This window comes from Hymenobacter sp. 5516J-16 (assembly GCF_022919335.1).
GTDB lineage: Bacteria > Bacteroidota > Bacteroidia > Cytophagales > Hymenobacteraceae > Hymenobacter > Hymenobacter sublimis.
Genome location: NZ_CP095058.1, coordinates 2,027,920 through 2,049,401, shown reverse-complemented (window position 1 = coordinate 2,049,401; position 21,482 = coordinate 2,027,920). Strand labels below are relative to the sequence as shown.

The window sequence follows — 21,482 nt, the reverse complement described above, 5'->3', positions numbered from 1 at the left end:
TAGAGGCAACTTACGCAGGATGCAGGAAGTAAACCGGCACCTTGTTATTCCTCCAGGTAGTTCCGCTGGTTGGCCCAGGCTTTTCGCTCCCGGCGGCGCTGCTCCGCTCGGTGGTCGAAGTGGCCACCGTAGCAAATCCGCCTGTCCGTGTTGAATTTCATAACACCTTCCGCAATGCGCGTTCCTTGTCGAATCATGATACCATTGAGAGGGCAAGTGTCGTAACCGCAGTTATGCTTGGAGTACATGCCAAAATTGCGGTGCCGGATACGCTTCTCCGTTAGTATGCGCTGTTGCGTTCGGCCGATTTCCTTCCACGCGGCCCGCTCATCGGCTATGTTTAGCTCTTGCCCCAGGGTGCTAAGACGAAAAAATGTGGCTGGGTCTTTCAGCTGCAGAAACTCATAGAACCTCGGAAAAACTTCCGTGGCCGCATCGCGCAGGCAAATTTGCTGCTCCAGATTCAGCTTCTCATTCTTAAGCAAACTGCGAAACAGACCCAGCGAGTTGAAATCAGTGTAGCGCCGATAGTTAATCAACAGGTGCCGGTAATCGGCTTCGGTGAGTTGGTTCAAACGACGATTAAGCTTCATAACATCTACAGATAGGTTACCTCACTTTCCAGGCCCGGGTCATTTCGCGCTTGCCGGGCGGGCCGGGAATTTTTTCGACCAACCAGCCGGCTGCCTTGAGGCTGCGCTTAAAGGAGCCTTTGGCGCAGTAGCTCACCAGCACGCCGCCGGGCGCGGTGGCCTGGTAGAGTTGCGCAAACACCTCGTCGGTCCACATGTCTGGCTGCTTTTCGGGGCGAAGGCATCAAAGTAAATCACCTGATAGGTATCCTGGGGTAGTGCCGTGGCTTGAAGTTCCCCAGAACGCTTGAGCAGCTTGAAATTGGGCGTCAGATCGATGGGCCGGTTCCAGGTGGCGGCGTGCAACTGGTGCTGGTAGTCGAGCAGCTCGGGGCCGGAAAGGTAGTTTTCCGTGTTCAGTTGGCTTACTACCTCCCACGGCAGCGGAAACTTCTCAATAGTATCGTAGAAGATAGTGCAGTCGGTGCTGAGGCTGCGCTCCAGGGTAAGCAGGGCGTTCAGGCCGGTGCCAAACCCGATTTCCAGCACCCATACCAGCGTGGTACTGGCGGCCAAAGCCGGCTCCAGACCCGCCGCTAGGTACACGTGTCGAGCCTCTTGCAGGGCCCCGTGCGTGCTGTGGTAGTGCTCATTAAGCGCGGGCACGTACAGGGTGCTGGAGCCATCGGCGGTAGCGCGAACTTCAACGTAGGGCATAGACATGGAAACGAAAGAGAGGGCAGAAAGGCAGGAACGCTCCCAAAAAGTAAGGCGGCGTTTGGCTAATATACTGCGTTTGTTATTGTGGCGGTAGTACTGCCGCGGCGCTGTAACTGGCAGTAACAGTCTCCCCTTAGGTAGGCCGCCGCACCTTCATCCTGTTTTTCTTTCCCCATTATGGCCCGCGTAAAAGTCCAGCTTCCCGATTCCTACTTGCTCACCATCGAAATTCCCATCCGTATCACCGACCTCAACTACGGGGCTCACCTCGGCAACGATGCCCTGCTGAGCATCCTGCACGAGGCCCGGGTGCAGTTTCTGCGCCACTTAGGTCACGCAGAGTACGACCCCACTACGGGCCTGGGTCACATCATGGCCGATGTGGCCATTGAGTACAAGGGCGAAGGATTTCAGGGCGACATTCTTCACATTCAGATGGCCGCCACCGACCTCAATAAGTACGGCTTCGACCTCGTGTACTGGGTAAAAAATCAAACCGGCCGCGAAATTGCCCGGGCTAAAACCGGCATGCTCGGCTTCAACTACAACACCCGCCAGCTGCTGCCCCTCAGCGAAGAATACGCCGCCCGGCTGCGCGGTGAGTAATGTAGTAAGTTGGTGCATTGAGTGATTAAGTGAAGTGCCCTGGCGGGTAGGAGGGCATCAAGCTAGTGTTGATGCCCTCCTACCCGCTCAACCTACTACTCCCTGAAATGCGACAAGCCCTTGACGACTGTGTTAGCGCCAAGGGCTTGCCAGGTTATTAGGCTGGTCACAAAGAGAGGACGGATGGCTTCGTCGTGCCTCCTCGCCATGACAGTGCATCAGCTCACCATTTCACCGCTTCACCACTTGAGTAGCCGGCACTTTTTTCATGTTCAGCGGGTTAAGCAGTGTTCTGGAAGAGAAGGCGTACACCTTCGGCTTTCTGCCTTGTATCTTTGCCGTTATGATGATTGACCTGCCCGTAGTTTCGAAGCGCGATATTCGCAAACTCACCCCCGACGAGCTCAAGACCTTTATGGTGGAGCACGGTGAAAAACCGTTCCGGGCCAAGCAGGTGCTGGAGTGGCTGTGGAAGAATACGGCTGGCTCGTTCGAGGAAATGAACAACATTTCCTTGGCCACGCGCGAACTGTTGGCCCGGCACTTTGTCATCAACGGCGTGCAGGTGCAAAACTCCCAGCTTTCCAACGACGGCACCATCAAATCGGCTTTCCGCCTGCACGATGGCAACATTGTGGAGGGCGTGCTCATCCCGCACGACACGCGCATGACCGCCTGCATCAGCTCGCAGGTGGGCTGCTCCCTAACGTGTAAGTTCTGCGCTACCGGCTACATGGAGCGCAAGCGCAACCTTGATGCGGCCGAAATCTACGATCAGGTAGTACGCATTCGGGAACAGTGTGAGGCTCAGTACGGTACGCCGCTCACCAACATCGTGTACATGGGCATGGGCGAGCCGCTATTGAACTACGCCAACGTGGTGAAAAGCATTGAGCGCATCACGGCCCCTGACGGCCTGAACATGGCCCCGCGCCGCATCACCGTCAGCACCGCTGGTATTGCCAAGATGATAAAAAAGCTGGCCGACGACGGCGTGAAGGCTAACCTGGCCCTCTCCCTACACGCCCCAAACGATGCCAAGCGCAACGAAATCATGCCCATTAACGAAGCCAACTCCCTGGCCTCGCTGAAGGATGCGCTCAAACACTACCACCAGGTAACGGGCCGCAAGGTGACCTACGAGTACATTGTGTTTGAGAGCTTCAACGACACGCTGCAGGACGCCGAGGAGCTGTTCCAGATTTCAAAGTGGATTCCCTGCAAGGTGAACCTCATCGAGTACAACCCCATCGAAAACGCCGACTACGTTAACACCGCCGACGATAAGCTGATGGCCTTCCACAAGTACCTGGCCGATCGGGGCGTGCAAACCAACGTGCGCCGCTCCCGCGGTAAGGACATTGATGCCGCCTGCGGACAGCTGGCCGTGAAAGAAAAAGCAGAGGCATAGAGCAACCTGCCTACCGATTTGCTACCAATAGAAAGCGCCGCAACTGCTCGTTGCGGCGCTTTCTATTGGTAGCAAATCGCCTACCTGTTTACAGTTGTAGTGCGTTTCATATTAGCCGAGAAGTGCAAGAAACCCCTCGGCTTCAGTAGCGCTTTTTCCTACTTCACTCGTCCGAATCGGTAGGCTACTTCTGCATAGGCCGGATAAATTCTACCCCCGTTTACTCCGTACAAAAAACCCAAGCTACCACTCACGCGCGAGGCCGCTACCCGGGCGCCTATTAAACCCACGAAGTCTTCTCCAAAAATATACGTTTCGTTTAGCAGCGAGAAACGGCGGGAAATGCGGGTAGTGCCGCCCAGCATCACTACTGGCGCGCCTTCATCTGCATCGGCGAAGCCGTATCCTAGGCCCAAAGTGGCATTGTTGTCAGCGGAGCCTACTGTAGCCACTCCGTATCCCACCCCAGCGCCGCCGCCGCCACTGCTAAATAATCCAAAAGCACGAGCATAAAGCACTCCCGCGCCCAAGTGAAATTTCTCGCTCACGGGTATGCTAACCTTTGGGGTTATTGCTAACAGGCCCGCGCCAAAGCCGGGAATGATGGGCACCAACAGACCGACGGAGAAGTGGTCAGTGACGCCATAGTTCGCCCCTAGCAAGAAAATATCAATGTTTTGCACGTAGCCCTCGCCCCGACGCAGATTGCGGGCCGTGGGAGCGAAAAATAGTCGGGTACCATTGCCTACCGACTCGTAACCACGTTGGACTTGAGTGGCCGATAGCTCCACTATCTGGCGGATATTATTTCGTTGAACTACCACTTTGCCTAGCTCCGCGGTAGTAAACTCCAACTCCGTGGGCCGGCTAGCTACCAGCACACCAATAAAGCTGGTACCAGACCTTAATTCTACGGAGTAGCTTTTTCCTACCACCTCGCTAGGGCCAGCACTCCCTGTGTTGGTAGCATTAACCGACCCGCTAGGAGTACGGATCAACTCCTGCTCCCGGCTTTCTATACTTTGCTGTACCGCAGCTACCTCAGCGCGCGAGAAATATCTAATGAGAGTGCGGCCGTCGCGCAGTCGCGTAAGCAAGCTAATGGTGCTGTCAGGGGCTAGGTTTTCCTCGAAGTGAGCCTCCACAAAGCTGTCAGCCGAGTAGTACGGAAACAAGCCATACATTGCTTTTTCTTTGCGGTCAATGGTTTCTCCAACCAGGGGCTGATGACCACAATACGGCTGGTTGGCTGCTGGGCGTAAGCCGCCGAGCTGAACAATAGCAACCAGGCTGCTCCCAATAATTTTAGTGCGCCAGACATATAAGTAGGGTGTAGAAAATAGGAGAATCAAACCTACTGTTTTACCTATATATTCATTCATTATCCTCTATAAATAGTTGAAGTTGATAGACCTCTCAGGGCCATCGAGCGACTGCTAAAAACCAATAACCCCGAAAAACCCACAACTCTGCGGATTCTTCGGGGGTTACTAGCACAGGCAGATCAGACTTTCTAGTTCTTCCAGCGGCCCTCGGAGCGGGGGCGGCCGGTGCTGATTTCTTCCTTTGTTTCGCCCGCCGGCACCTCGCGGGTCTCAATGCGGACGGCGTGGGCCTTAGGCTGCACTTTCTGGCCAAAGGCATCGGCAAACTCCTGGGTAAACTCGGCCCCGAAAAAGATAATGAGCGAGGAATAGTTCACCCACACCAGTAAAACAATGGCCGAGCCGGCGGCCCCAAAAGCGGAGCCCGGATTCGCCTTAGCAATGTAGAAGGCAATCAGAAACTTGCCTAGTACGAACAGCAGGGCCGTAATGAAAGCTCCCACGCCTACGTCGCGCCACCGGATAACGGCATCGGGCAGAAAGCGGTAGATCAGGGCGAACAGCAGGGTTGTGACGCCCAGCGACAAGGCGAAGTCAACTAACCGGATAACCACCACCCCAATTTCGGGAAACCACTGCTGCAGCTTGCCGGTAAAGGCGCTGAGTACGGCACTAATCACAAAAGAAACGAGCAGCAATAGGGCCACGCTCAGAATAAGCCCAAACGAAAGAAAGCGCTGCTTGATGAACTGCCCAATGCCAATACCTACGGTGTTGACCCGCAAATTCCAGATGTCGTTGATGCTTTCCTGCAAGGTCACGAAGAAGGTAGTAGCGGCAAAAACCAGGGTGCCAATTCCGATGGCAGTAGCAATACCACCTTTTTGCTGCTTGGTAAACTCGGCAATGCTGTCCTGCAGAAACTTGGCGGAATCAGCCCCGACCAAGCCCTTCATTTGCCCGTACACCTGGCCCGTTACGGCATCATGACCATACACGGAGCTGGCTACCGTAATGACGATGAGCAGCAGCGGAGGCAGGGAGAAAATGGTGTAATACGACAGGGCCGCTGCGTGACGCAGGGAGTTGTTCACCATAAACTCGCTCGCGGTAGTCTTTAGGATACCAATAATGTCGGAAAAGCGGTAGTGCGTGGCCATGAGGCAAGGTTTCGGGGAAAGTCGGTGCAGGTAGTACGGGTAGGACAGACCCGGCGTTCGGTGGTGTTAGCCAAATACCGTTGATTTGCGTAGGAAGCTGAGCCATCCGGCGTTGTTGTCCGCTGATTTTCATTCTGCTATGCGTATTCTTCGTTTCGCTTTGCTGGCTTCCTTGGCCGCAACAGCCGCCTGCCAAAGCAGCCCGGCCGGAAACCCGGCCACGGCTACCTCACCCATGCCCGTGCTTAAAGCCACCAAAGGCGCTTACCCGGCGGCCGAGGGATTTGATCAGGCGGGCTCCGATGCCAAGGCTATGGCGCTGGCTGATAAAGTAATGGCGCAAATGGGAGGCTACTCGGCCTGGCAGCAAACCCGCCTGTTAGGCTGGGATTTTCTGGATGGCTCCTACCAACTCTGGGACAAGCACACCGGTGACTTCCGCTGGCAGAAGGACAGCACTGTGGCCCTCTACAATCTCACCTCCAAGCAGGGGCGCGTGTACCGCTCGGGCCGCGACATTTCCGCTACCCCCGACGGCACGAAGCTACTAGGCCGGATGTACCCCATTTGGGTGAACAACTCTTGGTGGCTGCTGATGCCTTTCAAGCTCAAGGATTCCGGCGTAACGCTGACCTACAAAGGCGCGGGCCAGCTTATGGACGGTACGCCCGCCGAGGTGCTGAACATGACATTCAAAAATGTGGGCGTTACGCCCGATAATAAGTACGAAGTGCTCGTCAACCCCAAAACCAATTTGGTGGAAGAGTGGGCCTACTTCCCCAAGGCCACCGATGCCCAGCCCGCCTTCCGCCGCCGCTGGACCGGTTACCAGCGCTACGGCAGCATCCTGCTTGCCACCGACCGCTCTGATGGCAAAGACGGCCGCGGCTTGGCCCACCTTTCGGCCCGCAACGAGGTGCCCACCGGCCTTATGCAAGACCCCAAACCGGTAACCAAACTATAGGGTTTAGGCGGCCGTTTTCGCCGAAAGGCGCCCTTAGACCTGGTATTACCCTCCTCATTTTCTGCATTATTCTGAGCGAATGACTTTATCACGCCTGAGCAAGTCGCAGAGTAAAGCGTCTTCTAGCAGGATAAGATCCTGTGCTTGAACTCAGGATAATAGGTACGGATAGGATGAGGTAGTAAACGGGTAGAAACCGGCTGCTCGCGCTACGATGCCGAAACGTATGGATAGGGTGAAGCAGTAGTGAACGGTTGTGCAGAGCCAAACCAGCTGGTGTGCTGACGACTGGTTGCTACTGCAATAGCAGCACGCCAGATGCTTTGCCTTTGGTTCTGTAAATGGTCACGTATGTGGACTCGTAAGGCTTTATTGCGCGCATACGTCCTGCAAAGGGGTTATTGCATTAGCTCCCAGCGCAAGGTTTCGATGGGAGCTTCGTGTAAGGCGGCAGCTAGTTCGGCGTCGTCTTTGAACTGTAGTTGGTGCAGCACCAGGGCCTCAACGCTTACAGTGAGTTGTTTGGTCTGAAATGGCCAAGGGTGCACCCGAACGGGACCACCCGGCTCGGGTTGAAGCAGCTCGTAGTGCTTGCCATCCGGGCCGGTGTGGATTTCGACGGCGCGGCCCATTTCCGGAATTTCATGCCGGCACAGAATCAGGCTTAATCGGTCGCACCAATGCAGCAGGGTATAGGCTTGCTCGGCCTCAGATTTCTTGACGTGCAACTCTCGCAGCCAGCGTTTCTGGTTGGCTCGCTGCTCGTCGAGAAAAGTATCAATTTGCTTTTTTTGCCCGCGCAGGCTTTCGTATAAAGTGCTCAGGTGCATGCTAGTAAGCAAACTACGCCAGCGCCCCTGGAAGCGGGCAGCCTTCATCACGCCGGTGGCCTGCTCCAGCGAAAACTCCTTCATGGTGAAATTAGCGGGAGCCCCGGCAGGCGTGATACCATAGTGGCCGCTCCAGTCCTGCTGCTCATCATCGTGCTGGGCCGCGGCGGCCAGCAGGCCTACCCACTGGTCGGAGGGTAGAAAGGCGGGCCACTGGTGTAGCAATTGGGCCGCCAGCAGGGCGTGAGCTTGCTGATAGATAATCTGCCAGCCGGCCGGTACGTGGTTTACAATCATAAGCGCGGAGGTAGTTGCGTTCCGGTGCAAACGCAGAGGGTGCGCAGAGGTTGGACCTTATTCCTCCCGATTTTTTTCTTATAGAGGGGGAGGCTGATAACTCTGTGCTACACTACTCGTCAGGCTTTCAGCTTACGTGCCGCTACCGTCTGCTTAAGGCCACCAACTTAATGTACCGCGAAATTCTACTTCACGACCCATCAGAACGATGCCCTTGGTCGGGTCGTCCTATCAAGTCGCGAAGTAGAACTTCGCGGTACACTAGGTTGGTGGCCGCTCTGGAAACGCGAGCCGCATAACGACCCGCGTCAACATCAGCCCCTGCAGAAGCCGGGAATCCGGCTTTACACGCCTGCTGTTACCGGCTGCCGCAGGTGAAGCAGCATGTCGTCGGTCATCTTGTGCAGGTCAAACTGCGGCTGCCAGCCCCAGTCCTGGCGGGCCTGGGTGTCGTCGATGCTGGCGGGCCAGGAATCGGCAATCTGCTGGCGGGCATCGGGCTGGTAGCTGACCTGGAACTCGGGGTAGTGGCGCTGAATGCTGGCCGTAATTTCCCGGGGGCAGAAGCTCATGGCGCCCAAATTATAAGAGCTGCGCACCTTGATGCTGTCGGCCGGGGCGTGCATTAGGTCCAGGGTAGCCTTCAGCGCGTCGGGCATGTACATCATGGGCAGGTAGGTTTCCTCCGAAAGGAAGCACTCGTACTGCTGGCCTGCCACGGCCTTGTGGTAGATGTCCACGGCGTAGTCGGTAGTGCCGCCGCCGGGCAAGCTTTTGTAGCCAATGAGGCCGGGGTAGCGCAGGCTGCGCACATCCAAGCCGTGCTTGCGGAAGTACCACTCGCACCACTGCTCCCCGGCCAGCTTGCTGATGCCGTACACCGTGTTGGGGTTCATTACCGTCAGTTGGGGCGTGTTTTGGCGGGGCGTATCGGGCCCGAAGACGGCAATGGACGAGGGCCAGTACACCTGCTTTACGCCCAGGTCCACGGCCGCGTCCAACACATGAAACAGGCCATCCATGTTCAGCTGCCAGCCAAACTTGGGGTTCTTCTCGGCCGTGGCCGACAGCAGGGCCGCCAAATGGTACACTTGTTTGGGCTTGTACTGCCGCACCACTTCTTCCAGGCGGTTCTTGTCCAGCACATCCAGCAGCTCAAACGGACCAGCCTCAGCGGTTTCCGCGTCCTTGGGGGCGCGCACGTCGGCGGCTACTACGTTGGAGGCGCCGTACATCTGGCGCAGCTCATGGGTAAGCTCCAGGCCCAGCTGTCCGCCGGCGCCGATAACGAGGATGGTGTCGCCGCCGGGAGTAGCGGCCGAAGTGCTGAATGCGTTCATTCGGGGGTGGTTGAAGGGTAGGAGGTGGATGGGGGCTCAAAGATAACCGGGCTGAACGGTTCTCAGGTGATGGCGCGGCAAGGAAAGTAGCCAAGACAACCCGTCGGCTCCTTTCAGTATCCTCTGCCTAACTACTCTGCTGTTTATGCGCCGCTACCTGCTCCTGTCCGTTCTGCTCCGCCTGGTTCTGTTCTCGTCTGCTGCCCTGGCCCAGGCGCCTACCCCGGTGGTGTACCGCAACCTGGTGATGGAAGGCGGCGGCATCCGGGGCATTGCCTACGGCGGAGCCCTGCTGGAACTGGAGAGGCGCGGGGTACTGGCGGGGCTGCAACGGGTAGGCGGCACTTCGGCCGGCGCCATTCAGGCGGCCCTGCTGGCAGTGGGCTACTCGGCCCAGGAAATCAGGGAGGTTGTGAACAGCACACCGGTGCAGCGCCTCAATGATGGGCGACTGCTGTTCTTTGGGGGCAGCACCCGCCTCGTCAGGCAGTTCGGCTGGTACCGCGGCGACGAGTTTGCCCGCTACATGAGCGAGCTAATCGGCCGCAAAACCCAGCTCCCTGACCTCACCCTGGGCCAGCTGCACGCTCTGGTTCAGCAAGCACCCGCCCGCTACCGTGACCTGTACACCACTGGCACCAACCTCACTACCCAGCGCGTGCAGGTGTTTAGTTACGAAACCCACCCCAACCTGCGCGTGGCCGATGCCGTGCGCATCAGCACGAGCATTCCGCTCTACTTCCGGGCCGTACTGCTCGATACACAAGGCCGCGTGGTGCGCCGTCCCGCCAAAGGCCAGGAAGTGGAGGTGTTAGTAGATGGGGGCCTATTGGCAAATTATCCCATTGATCTGTTCGACCACCCGCGCTACTGGGCGGCCGGCGCGGCTAGGGCCACTGCGGGTGCTACCCCTGCTCCGTTCGTGAACCCCGAAACCCTAGGTTTGCGCCTCGACCGGGCCGAGCAGATTGCCTATGATACCCAGCCCGGTGGCCGGCAGCAGCTGGCGCCCTATCTCATCCAGGACTTTGGGTCCTACGTAGGCGCCCTGTACACGCTGGCCCTGGAGAACCTCAACCCCACTCAGCCCGAAGATTGGCCCCGCACCATCAGCATCAACACATTGGGCTTCAACCCAAAAATCAAGCGGATTTCCGAAGCGCAGAAGCAGCAACTGATGGAAAGCGGAAAGGTAGGCGTGCAAGCGTTTTTCGGGCGGCAGCAGTAGGCGGCATAGAAGAATAGCCTAGCACGGAATAACTCGTTTTCAAAAATTGTGTTGTTTGCATGTGTTTGACAGACAGAAGATTTTACGAATAAACACACGGCGACTTGAGAGCCGGGACTATAACCGCCGCCATCCTACGGATGTCCGAGCTAGTGGCTGACCACAGCCCGAATTGCTCTTGTTGCCGTTGCTTAAGCCAGCTCCAGCAGCATGCGGAACCGACCGGCCATCGGCACTTTCTTTTTCGCACACTTACCCATAACTGATTAGGTTGAGGGTGTGCATATCACCCACTTCCTGAAGCCTCGGCAGATCCACCTACCGGGGCTCCGTCTTTTCAGGCGACGCGTTGGCGGGGTGACAACCGTGCGAATAGGGCAAAGACAGTACCCGGCTCTACGTCGAAGTAACTTTGTCATTCCGAGTGAGGCAAGGAATCTGAGTTACTCATCAGTGGCTAACCCAGATTCCTCGCTTCGCTCGGAATGACAGCCGCGATTGTCCTGTTACCTTTGCCTAACCTCCCACTCACGCAGTCACTCACTTACCCATTCACCGATGTACACCACCCTTCAGCCGGACCTCGAAAAACAGCTTCAGGAAATCAAGGACGCAGGCCTCTACAAAAAGGAGCGCGTCATTACCTCGCCCCAGGGCGCCGAAATTGAAACCACCGAGGCCGGTGAAGTGCTGAACTTCTGCGCCAACAACTACCTGGGGCTGTCGTCGCACCCAGAGGTAGTGCGGGCGGCCAAGGAAGCCATTGATACCCACGGTTACGGCATGTCGTCGGTGCGCTTTATCTGCGGCACCCAGGATATTCACAAGCAGCTGGAGCAAAAGCTGGCCGAGTTTCTGGGCACTGAGGATACTATTCTGTACGCGGCGGCTTTCGACGCCAACGGCGGTGTGTTCGAGCCTCTATTCAACGAGCAGGACGCCATTATCAGTGATGCCCTGAACCACGCCTCCATCATTGATGGGGTGCGCCTGTGCAAGGCCCAGCGCTACCGCTACGCCCACAACGACATGCAGGACCTAGAAAAGCAGCTCCAAGATGCCGTAGCCAAAGGTACCCGCCACCGCATCATCGTCACCGACGGCTCGTTCTCCATGGACGGCACCATCGCCCAGCTCGACCAGATCTGCGACCTAGCCGATAAGTACGAGGCCTTGGTAATGATTGACGAGTGCCACAGCATGGGCTTCCTGGGCAAAACCGGCCGCGGTACCCACGAGTACCGCAATGCCATGGGCCGCGTGGACATTATTACCGGCACACTGGGCAAAGCTCTGGGCGGCGCCATGGGTGGCTTCACTTCCGGCCGCAAAGAAATCATTGACATGCTGCGCCAGCGCAGCCGCCCCTACCTGTTCAGCAACACGCTGGCTCCGGCCATCGTGGGCGCTTCTCTGCGGGTGCTGGAACTGCTCACGGAAAGCACCGAGCTGCGCGACCGGCTGGAAGAAAACACCAAGTACTTCCGCGCCAAAATGACGGAAGCCGGCTTCGACATCAAGCCTGGTGAGCACCCTATCGTGCCCGTCATGCTGTATGACGCCAAGCTTAGCCAGGATTTCGCGGCTAAAATGCTGGAAAAAGGTATTTACGTGGTGGGCTTTTACTTTCCGGTAGTGCCCAAAGGTCAGGCCCGCATCCGGGTGCAGCTCAGCGCCGCCCACACCCGCGCCCACCTCGACAAGGCCATCAATGCTTTCATTGAGGTAGGCCGCGAGCTAGGCACCATCAAAGAGCCCTCAGCCCAGCAGCCGGAAGCCGGCCAGGTTGTGCAAAACACGCCGTAAGCATCCTTATATACAATCTATGTCCGTCATCCTGAACGGAGCGAATGACCTTATGAGGCCTGAACAGCAGTCAGCCAACGACTCATTCAGGCCTGATAAGGTCCTTCGTTCCGTTCAGGATGACGAGCTTTAATGACTACGAGAAAGGAATTAATCAGCCGCTATGCTGCTACCTCGGCAGTAGCGGAGCCGGCTGCGGCGGTGGGCTTGGGTGCCACATCAAACAGAAACTCGTTGAGGCGGGCGCGCAGGTCGGCGGGGCTAGGTTGCGGAATACTTCGCCGCCGCGAACCAAGGAAATGTAGCCGGTTTCCTCGCTTACTACCAGTACAATAGCGTCGGTAATTTCGGTGAGGCCGATGGCGGCGCGGTGGCGCAAGCCCATGGAGGCGGGCACATCGGGGTTTTCGCTGACGGGTAGGATGCAGCGGGCAGCCCGAATGCGGCCGTTGGTGATAATGACGGCGCCGTCGTGCAGGGGCGAGGTTTTGTTGAAGATGCTCATGAGCAGGCGCTTACTCACGGCCGCATCAATCAGGTCGCCGGAATCAGCGAAAAACTTTAAGTCGGAAGCCATACTGAAGGCAATGAGGGCCCCGGTTTGCTTGCTGGCCAGGCTTTTGGCGGCTTCAATAAACGGGGTGATGTTCATGCGCTCCTGCTGGGGCTCGCGCCGCCACGGAAACATGCGCAGACGGTTGCCAAACGAGGTAGCCTTGCCCACATTGAGCAAAAACCGCCGGATTTCCTGCTGAAACAAGATGATGCCGGCCAGCACACCCACACTCATGAACTGACCTAAAATACTGGTCAGCAGCTCCATGCCCACCGCCTTTACCACCAAGTACACCAGGTAAAGCGACATGAAACCCAGAAATACCTTTAGGGCCACGCTACCCGTTAGTAGCTTGTAGAGCTGGTAAAACAGGGCCGTGACCAGAAGTACGTCCACGACGTCTATCCAGCCGATGCGCAGGAAGCCGATGGTGAAGGCGCCAATCACGACGAGTGGGGTAGGGGTAGGTACTGGAAACGAGCTGGATAGTTTGCACTGCTTCGGCCACGTCGTGTACGCGCAGCAGACGGGCCCCGTTGAGCACGGCCAGGGTATTGACGGTAATGGTGCCAGCCAGGGCCGCCTCGGGCGTAAGGCCCAGGGGTTTGTATACCATGCTTTTGCGCGAAAGGCCCGCCAGTATAGGCAACCCCAGCACATGCAGCTCCCGCAGCCGCCGCAGCAGCTCGTGGCCCTGAGCCGGCGTTTTGGCAAACCCGAAGCCGGGGTCCAGCACCACATCTACCACCCCGTGGTGGCGCAGCTCGGCCAGCTTGTCGCGGAAGTAGCGCACCAGCTCCAGTACCAAGTCGTCTTCGTAGTGGGTAAGCTGGGTCATGGTTTGGGGCGTGCCGCGCATGTGCATCAGAATGTAGGGCACGCCCAGCCGGCCCACCGTGGCAAACATGTCCTCGTCCAGGGTGCCCCGCTGATGTCGTTGAGCATGTCGGCGCCGGCGGCTACGGCCTCGGCCGCTACCTCGGCCCGGAAGGTATCCACGGAAATAACGGCGTCTGGAAAAGTTTGGCGCACGGCCTCTACGGCGGGCAATAGGCGCTTTTTCTCTTCGTCGGCGGAAATGTGCTCGGCGCCGGGCCGGGAGGAGTAGCCACCCAAATCCAGCACGGCAGCCCCAGCGCGCAGCATCTGCTCGGCCCGGCGCAGCAGCTCATGCTCACTACCAATGCGGTTACCCGCGAAGAATGAGTCCGGAGTCAGGTTCAGGATGCCCATCACCTGGGGCTGGCGTAAATCTAGCACCCGGCCGCCGCGGCAGCGCAGGGTTTGCCTCGGGGAAAAGCACGTATCTTGCGTTGTCATGGGTCTTGGGGGCTTCGGGTCTTGGGGTCTTGGATGGCCGGTGGGTGGGCAGGAGGCAGTAGTCAGGTCAGCGAGGAGCTGGGCGGCTGTCAGTGTCTGATGGAGAAGAATCAGCTCAGCGCGTAATCCAAGACCCCAAGACCCGAAGCCCCCAAGACCCTCCAAAATAGCCCCAAAAACTTGGAGAATCAAACCCAGCACGAATACGACCAGGTCATTGCCCGGTGTCGGCAGCTGTTTCTGGCCAAAACCCACGACTACGGCACGGCCTGGCGCATCCTGCGCCTACCCTCCGTTACGGACCAGATTTACATTAAAGCCCAGCGCATCCGTAGCATTCAGGAAAAGGGCGTGCAACTGGTGGCCGACGGGGTAGAAGAAGAATTCGTGGCCATCATCAACTACTGCATTATTGCCCTCATGCAGCTGGGCCTACCCCTGAGGCGCCCCTAGAGCTGGAGCCCACCGCCGTAGCCGCCGCCTACGACGCGCAGGTAGCCGAAAACCGCCGGCTGCTGTTCGCCAAAAACCACGATTACGGCGAGGCCTGGCGGCAGATGCGCATTGAAAGCATCACGGACATCATTCTGATGAAGCTGCACCGCACCAAGCAAATCGAGGATTTGGGCGGCCTCACCCGCGTTTCGGAAGGCGTAGAAGCCAACTACCGCGACATGCTGAACTACGCCGTGTTTGTGTTGATTAAAATGGGACTTGGGGACTCGGGTCTTAGGGTCTTGGTTCTCGTTCTGTTACTTTGTTCAGAGAAGCGTACCCTACTGTCATAACTCTGCGAGGAAAAACGGAACAGCGCAGGCTTGCCAGCAGTATGTGCCCTTGGCTGGTTGCTAACCTGGCTACATCTAAGACCCCAAGACCCTAAGTTTCCAAGACCCCACATGAAACAAGTTACCCGTATTTGCTGGCTGCTGCTGGGCGTTGTGTTTATCTTCTCGGGCCTCGTAAAGCTGAACGACCCCGTGGGCACTGCCCTCAAGCTGGAGGAGTACTTTGAGGTATTCTCCAAGGACTTCGGCTCTTTCTTCGAAATCTTTATTCCGCATTCCCGCACCCTGAGCATTGTGCTCAGCTCCCTGGAAGTGGTGCTGGGCGTGGCCGTGCTGCTGCGCTGGATGCTGCGCCAAACCCTGTGGGTGCTGCTGGCCCTGCTGGTGTTCTTCGGGTTCCTGACGTTCTACTCGGCGGCCTTTAATAAGGTAACCGACTGCGGCTGCTTCGGCGACTTCATCAAGCTCACGCCCTGGACTTCCTTCTTCAAGGACCTGTTCCTGCTCGTGCTCTGGGCCGTGGTGTTCTTCAACCAGCGCTACCTGCGCCGGGTATTTGCCAAAGGCACGCTGGGCGTGATGTACATCACCCTGGCCTCGGCCGTGGCCATTGGCATTGGGGTGCGGGCCCTGGGCCACTTGCCCTACTTCGACTTCCTACCCTACAAGGTGGGTAACGACATAGGCAAGCTCATGAAGCCCCAGGAGCAGGCCAAGTACCAGTACGTGATGGAGCGCAACGGCGAAACCAAAACCTTCACGGAATACCCCACCGACTCAACCTGGAAATACAAGAGCATGGAAGTGCTCAACCCGCTCACGTCAAAACCCGTCATCACCGACTTCTCCATCTTCGATGCCGAGGGCAAGGACCACACCCAGGACGTGCTGACCGGCAACAAGCTGCTGCTGATTGTGCAAAGCGCCAACACGGCCGACCGGGACCGGTTCAAGGATATCAGTAAGCTGATGGAGGACGCGGCCAAGTCGCGCAAGCAGATTCGGCCCCTCATCATTACCAGCAGCAGCCCGCAGGAGTTTGACGCCTTCCGCCACGACGTGAACCTGGCCGGCACCTACTACTTCGCCGACGCCACCGTGCTCAAGTCCATGATTCGCTCCAACCCCGGCTTTATTCTGCTGCAGGATGGGGTAGTGAAGGGCAAGTTTCATTACCACGATATTCCCGAAGCCAGCAAGCTAGAGGAACTGCTGTAAATCAGTTGCCAGTTGCCGGTTGTCAGTCACCAGATTATTCTGTTGCTCACTGACAACTGGCAATTGGCAACTAGCAACTGAAGAAGATGCTAGGTTTCATTTTAAGCCGATTGTGGCAGGGCGTGCTGGTGCTAGTGGGGGTAGCGCTGACGGTGTTTTTCCTGTTTCAGGTGCTGCCCGGCGACCCGGTAGCCCTGCTGGCCGGGCAGCGTAGCGACGCCGCGACCCGCGCCGCCATTGCCGCCGACTTGGGCCTGGACCAACCCCTACCCGCCCAATTGGCTGGCTACCTGAATGACGTGTCGCCGCTGGGCGTGCACCCGCGCGACTCGGCGGGAGTGGCCAAGTACGGCGGCCTACAGTTGCTGCCCCTCGGAAGTGAAAAGGCCTTGGTGCTGAAAACGCCTTACCTGCGCCGCTCCTTTCAAAGCAACAAGGAGGTGCTCAGCATTCTGCTTGACCACTTTACCGGCACGCTCTGGCTGGCCGTGGCGGCCACGTTGCTGGCGGCGGTGCTGGGCATTGGGCTGGGCATTGTAGCGGCCCTAAAACCGCACTCCTGGCTCGACCGGACCCTGCTTTCCACCTCGGTGCTGGGCATTTCGGTGCCATCCTTCGTGGCGGCCATCCTTATTGCCATGACGTTCGGGTTTTACTGGAGCAACTGGACAGGGCTGAACCTCACGGGCCAGCTCTACGAAACCGACGCCTTTTCTGGCCGCCACCTGACTCTGAAGAACTTGCTGCTCCCGGCTTTTGCCCTGGGCATCCGCCCCTTAGCCGTTATCGTGCAGCTAACCCGCTCCTCCATGCTGGAGGTCATGAGCCAGGACTACATCCGCACGGCGCGGGCCAAGGGTCTCTCCAGTTACCGCACCGTCATGGGCCACGCCGTAAAAAACGCCCTGAACCCGGTGATTACGGCCGTGTCGGGGTGGCTGGCTTCGCTCATGGCGGGTGCCTTTTTCATTGAGTACATCTTCAACTGGAAGGGCCTGGGCACCGTCACATTGCGGGCCGTAGAAAACCTGGATTTCCCCATTGTCATGGGCGCTACCATCTTTATTGCCGCGCTTTTCGTGGTGGTTAACATTGTAGTTGATGTGCTCTACGCCCTGCTAGACCCCCGCGTGAAGCTAGGATAGGTGCTGAGCCTTCTTCTATTACAGTCCGAGCAAGCATGCAACCCTACATGGCTTTGCTGATCAAGTAGTTTCTTTTCCTCATGACTCGCCCCAGCCCAGTTCGTTACGCCCTACCTGCCACTGCTAAGCGGCTGCATTTGATAGGGATGCCGGGGGCGGGCAAAACCACCCTGGGCCGGGCTTTGGCCGTAGCCTATGGCCTCCCTTTCCTGGATTTGGATGAGGAAATAGTGCAGCGGGAGCAGCGCAGCGTCTCTGAAATCTTCGCCCAGGAAGGCGAGGAGTATTTTCGCCAGCGGGAAGCCGACGTCCTGCGCGACGTGGTAGCTATTTACCCACGGCTGGTGCTGGCTACCGGTGGGGGCACGCCCTGCTTTCATCATAACCTGGAGGTACTACTGACCACCGGCCTAACGCTTTACCTGGCCGTGCCGGTAGAGGAACTGGTGCGGCGCCTGCAAGCTGTGGCGGCTAGCCGCCCCCTGCTGGCCGCTTTGCCCGACGCAGCCGGGCTGGAAACGCGCCTGCGCGAAACCTTAGCTGCCCGCCAGCGGTTTTACGACCGCGCCCCGATTTGCTGCGCGGCTCCTACCTGCTCCTTGGAGGCCGTGCAGCAGCTAATAGCGCGTTATTTCACTACTGCCTAAGGGGGTAGTAGTTGGCCTGGCATTTGCGCGGCCCTGTGTACTTTTGCGCCTTCATCATTCCTGTATTGGCATGAACACCTCTTCTGAAACCCTGGAAACCAGCACTACAGTAACGCCGGTTAAAACTCCCGAGGCCATCAAGCCGAAACACAAGGGCTCGGCCCGTCTGTTTGAAAATCCGGTTCTGGAGCGTCTCACGCACACGCACATTGCCGGTCCGCTCTCTATTTTCTTTGCCGTGGCGGGCGTGAGCCTCTACTACAGCCTCAGCGAGGGCCTGCTTACCGGGTTGTCGGCCTTTGGTCTTTTCCTGGGCGGATGGCTGCTCTTTACCTTGGCGGAGTATCTAATGCACCGCTTTGTGTACCACATGAGCACCAATACGCCCCGTAAGGCTAAGTTTCAGTATACCATGCACGGCGTCCACCACGAGTTTCCCAAGGACAAAACGCGCCTGGCCATGCCGCCCATCCTGACGGTGTTCGTGGCTTCGCTTCTGTTCTTTATTTTCCGCTTCACTTTCGGTAACGCGGGCTACGGCGTGCTGGCTGGCTTCGTATTTGGCTACGCCCTGTACCTGTTTGTGCACTACGCCATCCACGTGTATTCGCCCCCGAAAAACTTCCTCAAGTTCTGGTGGCACCACCACGCCCAGCACCACTACCGCCAGGATGAAATTGCCTTCGGAGTGAGCACTACCCTATGGGACCATATCGTCGGGACCATGCCCAAGAAGAGCACATAGGCAAGCATACTCCTGTTTTCCCGCTTTGAAAGAGCCTGGCCAAAACGTCAGGCTCTTTTTTTATGTCCAACCCTCTACTCAGCGTGAGTTATCCGTAGGCAAGCTCTACAATAAAAAATTGAATTAATGAAAGAAGTATCAAGAAATGGTGAGTAGATTATATAATTTAACTTCTAAATATGCTTATTCAGCTACTGATATAATTTATAATAGGAATGATTATATACATTTGAAAAATCATTGTGGGAAAATCCAGAAGGATTTTGTCAGAATGAGCCTTTCAGCCATATCCTTTACTGCTCTGTATGAAAGCACCCTCTACCCGAGTATTGCCTTTGCTTACCCTGTTGGCCTGCTGCGCGGGCGTAGCGCAGGCGCAGTACGTGTTCAAGGACAAGCCTACCGCCGACGGCACCTCCAACGGGCTGGCTCCTTACGTGCAGAACTTCAATGCGCTCGGCAACACAAACAGCGTGTTTGTCAACAACCAAACGCTACTGGGCGTGTACGCCGGCTTTACCCTGAACAAGCACGGGGCTCAGGAATTTCCGACCAGCATTCGGGCAACCCCCACCGCCATATTCTACGACCGGACCATTCCGCCCGACAATGGTTCCCAGGGCAAGACGGTAAACCCAGATGGCACGGCAGCTGGCGCGGGTTGGTACCACTTCGGCGCTGCAACCAACTCCCCCGACCGGGCCCTGGGTGGTATTGCCGCCACCAGCACCGACACCGGAGTGGGCTACATCGGCATTCGGCTGCAAAACTCGTCTGGTACGCTAATCAAGAACCTGGAAGTGGCCTACGCCATGGAGCAGTGGTACAACTCCGGCAAAATGGATGACGCCCGCGTACGGGTGTGGTACCGCAAGCTGCCGGCTACGGCCAGCGCTGCGGAAAAGGCAGCTTTGGTAAGCGGCACCTGGACGGAAATCGGTGACTTGATGGTGAATGCGCCCTCTACGGCGGCCGTTATTGCCAGCAGCGACGGCAACTCCGCCACCAACCGGCGGGTAGCGCGGGCCAAGCTTGTTGGGGGCGGTAGCTCGCCCTTCGGAGCCGGCCTAGCCAACGGCGAAGAGATTATGATTCGTTGGTCGTACGTGTTCAACTCGACTTCCAACGGCAACGGGCTAAGCCTGGACGACGTGACCATCACGCCCGAAACCAATATTTTCTATTCGGCCACTACTGGCAACCTGAACGACAAAAGCAGCTGGGGTGTGAATGCTGATGGCACCGGCACCCAGCCCGCTAACTTCAACCTGGATAACACAACCTTTTATGTGCGGGGCAATACGGCCGGAGTTAGCCGCCTGAGCAGCGGGGCGGCGCTGAGCCTGAAAGGCGCTAACACCAAGCTGGTAGTGGGGCGGCCCGGCGAACCGGCCGCGCTTTACCTGGGTGGCCACGACAACCTGAACGCTACGGTGGATGTTACGGCCGGCTCAGTACTGCAAATCGATAAACTGACCAGCGGCGGCATTACCCTGGGCGCGTTGGCTACCACCAGCACCGTGGAGTACAGCAACACGACTACCACGGGTCCGCAAACCGTGGATGGAGGCAGCTATGGTATTCTGAAGCTAACCGGCACCGGAGCCAAGCAACTAGGAAGCAACGTGTTGGTTAGCAACAAGGTAAGCTTCAGCAGCACCGGTCTGTCGGCCCTGGCTCTGCGCGACTTCGACCTGACCATTTTGAAAGAAGGCTCGGTGGAAATGCTGGCCGGCTCGGGGCTTTTTGTAACCAACGGCAAAGGCGGGCTGCGGCAAACCGTCACTAGCTCCGGCGCCGAAGTTAACTTCCCGGTGGCCGTTACCCCCGACCTGAACGATTACTCGCCGGTAGTACTCTCGCAAACGGCTGCTAACTCCGAGGATACTTATAAGGTGCGGGTTGCCAACAACGTGTACCGCTCCTACGATGCCAATGAAAACGGAGCTGAGCCGCTAACTATAGGCGTGGTCAAGAAAACCTGGTTTGTAAGCGAAGAAGTCCCTGGCAACTCCGACATAACCCTGCAGGCCTTCTGGACTACCAAGGACGAGGGCACCGACTTCCAGGCCAACAACGCCTTTATTGACCACTACACAACCGGTGCCAGCTGGGATGGAGTGCGCGATACGCCTTCCTTGATTGTGAGAGGCAACACGAAGGGTAGCAAAAAAGGCGGCATTAAAAAGTTTTCGCCCTTTGGCGTTACCTCCCAGAGCCGGGCGTACTACCCGTGCAGCTGGTGGCCTTCGGGGCCACTCGGGTTGGCGCTGCCGTGTCGTGCAACTGGCGAACGGCTGCGGAGCTACACAACAACGGATTTACTGTGGAGCGCAGTGCGAACGGGCAAGCCTTCAGCGCCATTGGAACGGTGGCTGGGCATGGCACTACCAGCCAGGGGCAGCAGTACCGCTTCCTAGATACGGCTCCGCTACCGGGCATCAGCTACTACCGCTTGCGCCAGCGTGATACGGACGGTACCGAGGCCCTGTCGCAGGTAGTGGTGGTAGCGGCAGCGGAAGTAGCGGCCCAGGTGGTGCCTAACCCCGGTACTACCCGCTTTCAGGTACTGCTACCCAGCGGCACGGCGGCTGGGGGCGCTGAAGTGCTGAACGTGCTGGGCGCCCGGGTAGCCGCTATTGCTCCCGACGGTAGCTTCGACCTAACCCACCAACCAGCCGGCATGTACGTAGTGCGCATTCGCACGGCTGAAGGCAGTCAGAGCATCCGCGTGGTGAAAGAATAACGAACTTCAAGCACCTAGAAAAACACGCAACGGCCGCCCCTAAGCAGGGGCGGCCGTT

The 21,482-nt window shown here is 57.7% G+C and carries 19 protein-coding genes and 2 pseudogenes; 12 read left to right on the top strand and 9 right to left on the bottom strand.

The genetic code is table 11. From position 1 onward, the window contains the following. Positions 1-44: 44 nt before the first annotated feature. The 3 genes from MUN84_RS10150 to MUN84_RS10140 are packed head-to-tail and all read right to left on the bottom strand — an operon-like array spanning position 45 to position 1,289. Complete coding sequence (locus MUN84_RS10150) at positions 45-593, bottom strand: hypothetical protein (protein WP_244698028.1); 549 nt, start codon at positions 591-593, stop codon at positions 45-47. Between the two features lie 16 nt (positions 594-609). Next, positions 610-789: an MnmC family methyltransferase gene (locus MUN84_RS10145; RefSeq protein WP_244698027.1), complete on the bottom strand. Its 180-nt coding sequence runs from the start codon at positions 787-789 to the stop codon at positions 610-612. Continuing rightward, positions 726-1,289, bottom strand: coding sequence for an SAM-dependent methyltransferase (locus MUN84_RS10140; RefSeq protein ID WP_244698025.1), 564 nt, complete (start codon positions 1,287-1,289; stop codon positions 726-728). The genes MUN84_RS10145 and MUN84_RS10140 overlap by 64 nt, the downstream gene beginning before the upstream one ends. A 180-nt stretch (positions 1,290-1,469) precedes the next feature. Here MUN84_RS10140 and MUN84_RS10135 point away from each other — a divergent pair, with 180 nt between their 5' ends. Both MUN84_RS10135 and rlmN read left to right on the top strand, forming a co-directional pair. After that, positions 1,470-1,898, top strand: a complete 429-nt coding sequence (locus MUN84_RS10135) for a thioesterase family protein (protein WP_244698024.1) — start codon at positions 1,470-1,472, stop codon at positions 1,896-1,898. 346 nt (positions 1,899-2,244) lie between these two features. Further along, on the top strand, positions 2,245-3,309 hold the full coding sequence (gene rlmN / locus MUN84_RS10130) for a 23S rRNA (adenine(2503)-C(2))-methyltransferase RlmN (RefSeq protein WP_410780097.1): 1,065 nt from the start codon (positions 2,245-2,247) through the stop codon (positions 3,307-3,309). 158 nt (positions 3,310-3,467) lie between these two features. Here rlmN and MUN84_RS10125 read toward each other — a convergent pair whose 3' ends face one another. Both MUN84_RS10125 and MUN84_RS10120 read right to left on the bottom strand, forming a co-directional pair. Further along, complete coding sequence (locus MUN84_RS10125; protein WP_244698020.1) at positions 3,468-4,493, bottom strand: hypothetical protein; 1,026 nt, start codon at positions 4,491-4,493, stop codon at positions 3,468-3,470. A 329-nt stretch (positions 4,494-4,822) separates the two neighbouring features. Beyond that, positions 4,823-5,794 (bottom strand): YihY/virulence factor BrkB family protein, encoded by a 972-nt coding sequence (locus tag MUN84_RS10120; protein ID WP_244698013.1) that lies wholly within the window; start codon positions 5,792-5,794, stop codon positions 4,823-4,825. Positions 5,795-5,933: 139 nt separating this feature from the next. Here MUN84_RS10120 and MUN84_RS10115 point away from each other — a divergent pair, with 139 nt between their 5' ends. Continuing rightward, on the top strand, positions 5,934-6,758 hold the full coding sequence (locus MUN84_RS10115) for a hypothetical protein (protein WP_244698012.1): 825 nt from the start codon (positions 5,934-5,936) through the stop codon (positions 6,756-6,758). Positions 6,759-7,156: 398 nt separating this feature from the next. On the opposite strand, the gene MUN84_RS10110 is transcribed toward MUN84_RS10115, so the two are convergent. Further along, positions 7,157-7,885: a DUF3891 family protein gene (locus tag MUN84_RS10110; RefSeq protein ID WP_244698010.1), complete on the bottom strand. Its 729-nt coding sequence runs from the start codon at positions 7,883-7,885 to the stop codon at positions 7,157-7,159. A gap of 344 nt (positions 7,886-8,229) precedes the next feature. After that, positions 8,230-9,225, bottom strand: coding sequence for an NAD-dependent epimerase/dehydratase family protein (locus MUN84_RS10105; RefSeq protein ID WP_244698008.1), 996 nt, complete (start codon positions 9,223-9,225; stop codon positions 8,230-8,232). 145 nt (positions 9,226-9,370) lie between these two features. Here MUN84_RS10105 and MUN84_RS10100 point away from each other — a divergent pair, with 145 nt between their 5' ends. Together MUN84_RS10100 and kbl are read left to right on the top strand one after the other, a co-directional pair. Beyond that, positions 9,371-10,453, top strand: a complete 1,083-nt coding sequence (locus MUN84_RS10100; RefSeq protein ID WP_244698006.1) for a patatin-like phospholipase family protein — start codon at positions 9,371-9,373, stop codon at positions 10,451-10,453. Between the two features lie 558 nt (positions 10,454-11,011). Next, on the top strand, positions 11,012-12,259 hold the full coding sequence (gene kbl / locus MUN84_RS10095; protein WP_244698005.1) for a glycine C-acetyltransferase: 1,248 nt from the start codon (positions 11,012-11,014) through the stop codon (positions 12,257-12,259). A gap of 169 nt (positions 12,260-12,428) precedes the next feature. On the opposite strand, the gene cdaA is transcribed toward kbl, so the two are convergent. Next, on the bottom strand, positions 12,429-13,262 hold the full coding sequence (gene cdaA, locus MUN84_RS10090) for a diadenylate cyclase CdaA (RefSeq protein WP_317239165.1): 834 nt from the start codon (positions 13,260-13,262) through the stop codon (positions 12,429-12,431). Then, positions 13,153-14,048, bottom strand: a pseudogene (gene folP, locus MUN84_RS10085) (dihydropteroate synthase). The gene cdaA and the pseudogene folP overlap by 110 nt, the downstream one beginning before the upstream one ends. Positions 14,049-14,315: 267 nt before the next feature. On the opposite strand from folP, the pseudogene MUN84_RS10080 reads away from it, so the two are divergent. The 7 genes and pseudogenes from MUN84_RS10080 (at position 14,316) to MUN84_RS10050 (ending at position 21,424) form a co-directional block, all read left to right on the top strand. Beyond that, positions 14,316-14,923 (top strand): annotated as a pseudogene (locus MUN84_RS10080) (DUF1599 domain-containing protein). Positions 14,924-15,034: 111 nt separating this feature from the next. Further along, positions 15,035-16,141: a BT_3928 family protein gene (locus MUN84_RS10075; RefSeq protein WP_244698003.1), complete on the top strand. Its 1,107-nt coding sequence runs from the start codon at positions 15,035-15,037 to the stop codon at positions 16,139-16,141. A gap of 86 nt (positions 16,142-16,227) precedes the next feature. Next, a complete protein-coding gene (locus MUN84_RS10070) occupies positions 16,228-17,286 on the top strand; it encodes an ABC transporter permease (protein ID WP_244698002.1) in 1,059 nt (352 codons plus the stop codon). Between the two features lie 80 nt (positions 17,287-17,366). Further along, a complete protein-coding gene (locus tag MUN84_RS10065; RefSeq protein WP_244698000.1) occupies positions 17,367-17,933 on the top strand; it encodes a shikimate kinase in 567 nt (188 codons plus the stop codon). A gap of 70 nt (positions 17,934-18,003) precedes the next feature. Next, positions 18,004-18,678: a sterol desaturase family protein gene (locus MUN84_RS10060; RefSeq protein ID WP_244697998.1), complete on the top strand. Its 675-nt coding sequence runs from the start codon at positions 18,004-18,006 to the stop codon at positions 18,676-18,678. Positions 18,679-18,983: 305 nt separating this feature from the next. Beyond that, positions 18,984-21,098 (top strand): hypothetical protein, encoded by a 2,115-nt coding sequence (locus tag MUN84_RS10055; protein ID WP_244697996.1) that lies wholly within the window; start codon positions 18,984-18,986, stop codon positions 21,096-21,098. Beyond that, entirely contained in the window at positions 21,050-21,424 is a 375-nt protein-coding gene (locus MUN84_RS10050) for a T9SS type A sorting domain-containing protein (protein ID WP_244697988.1), read from the top strand. Before MUN84_RS10055 ends, MUN84_RS10050 begins: the two co-directional genes overlap by 49 nt. Positions 21,425-21,482 lie beyond the last annotated feature (58 nt).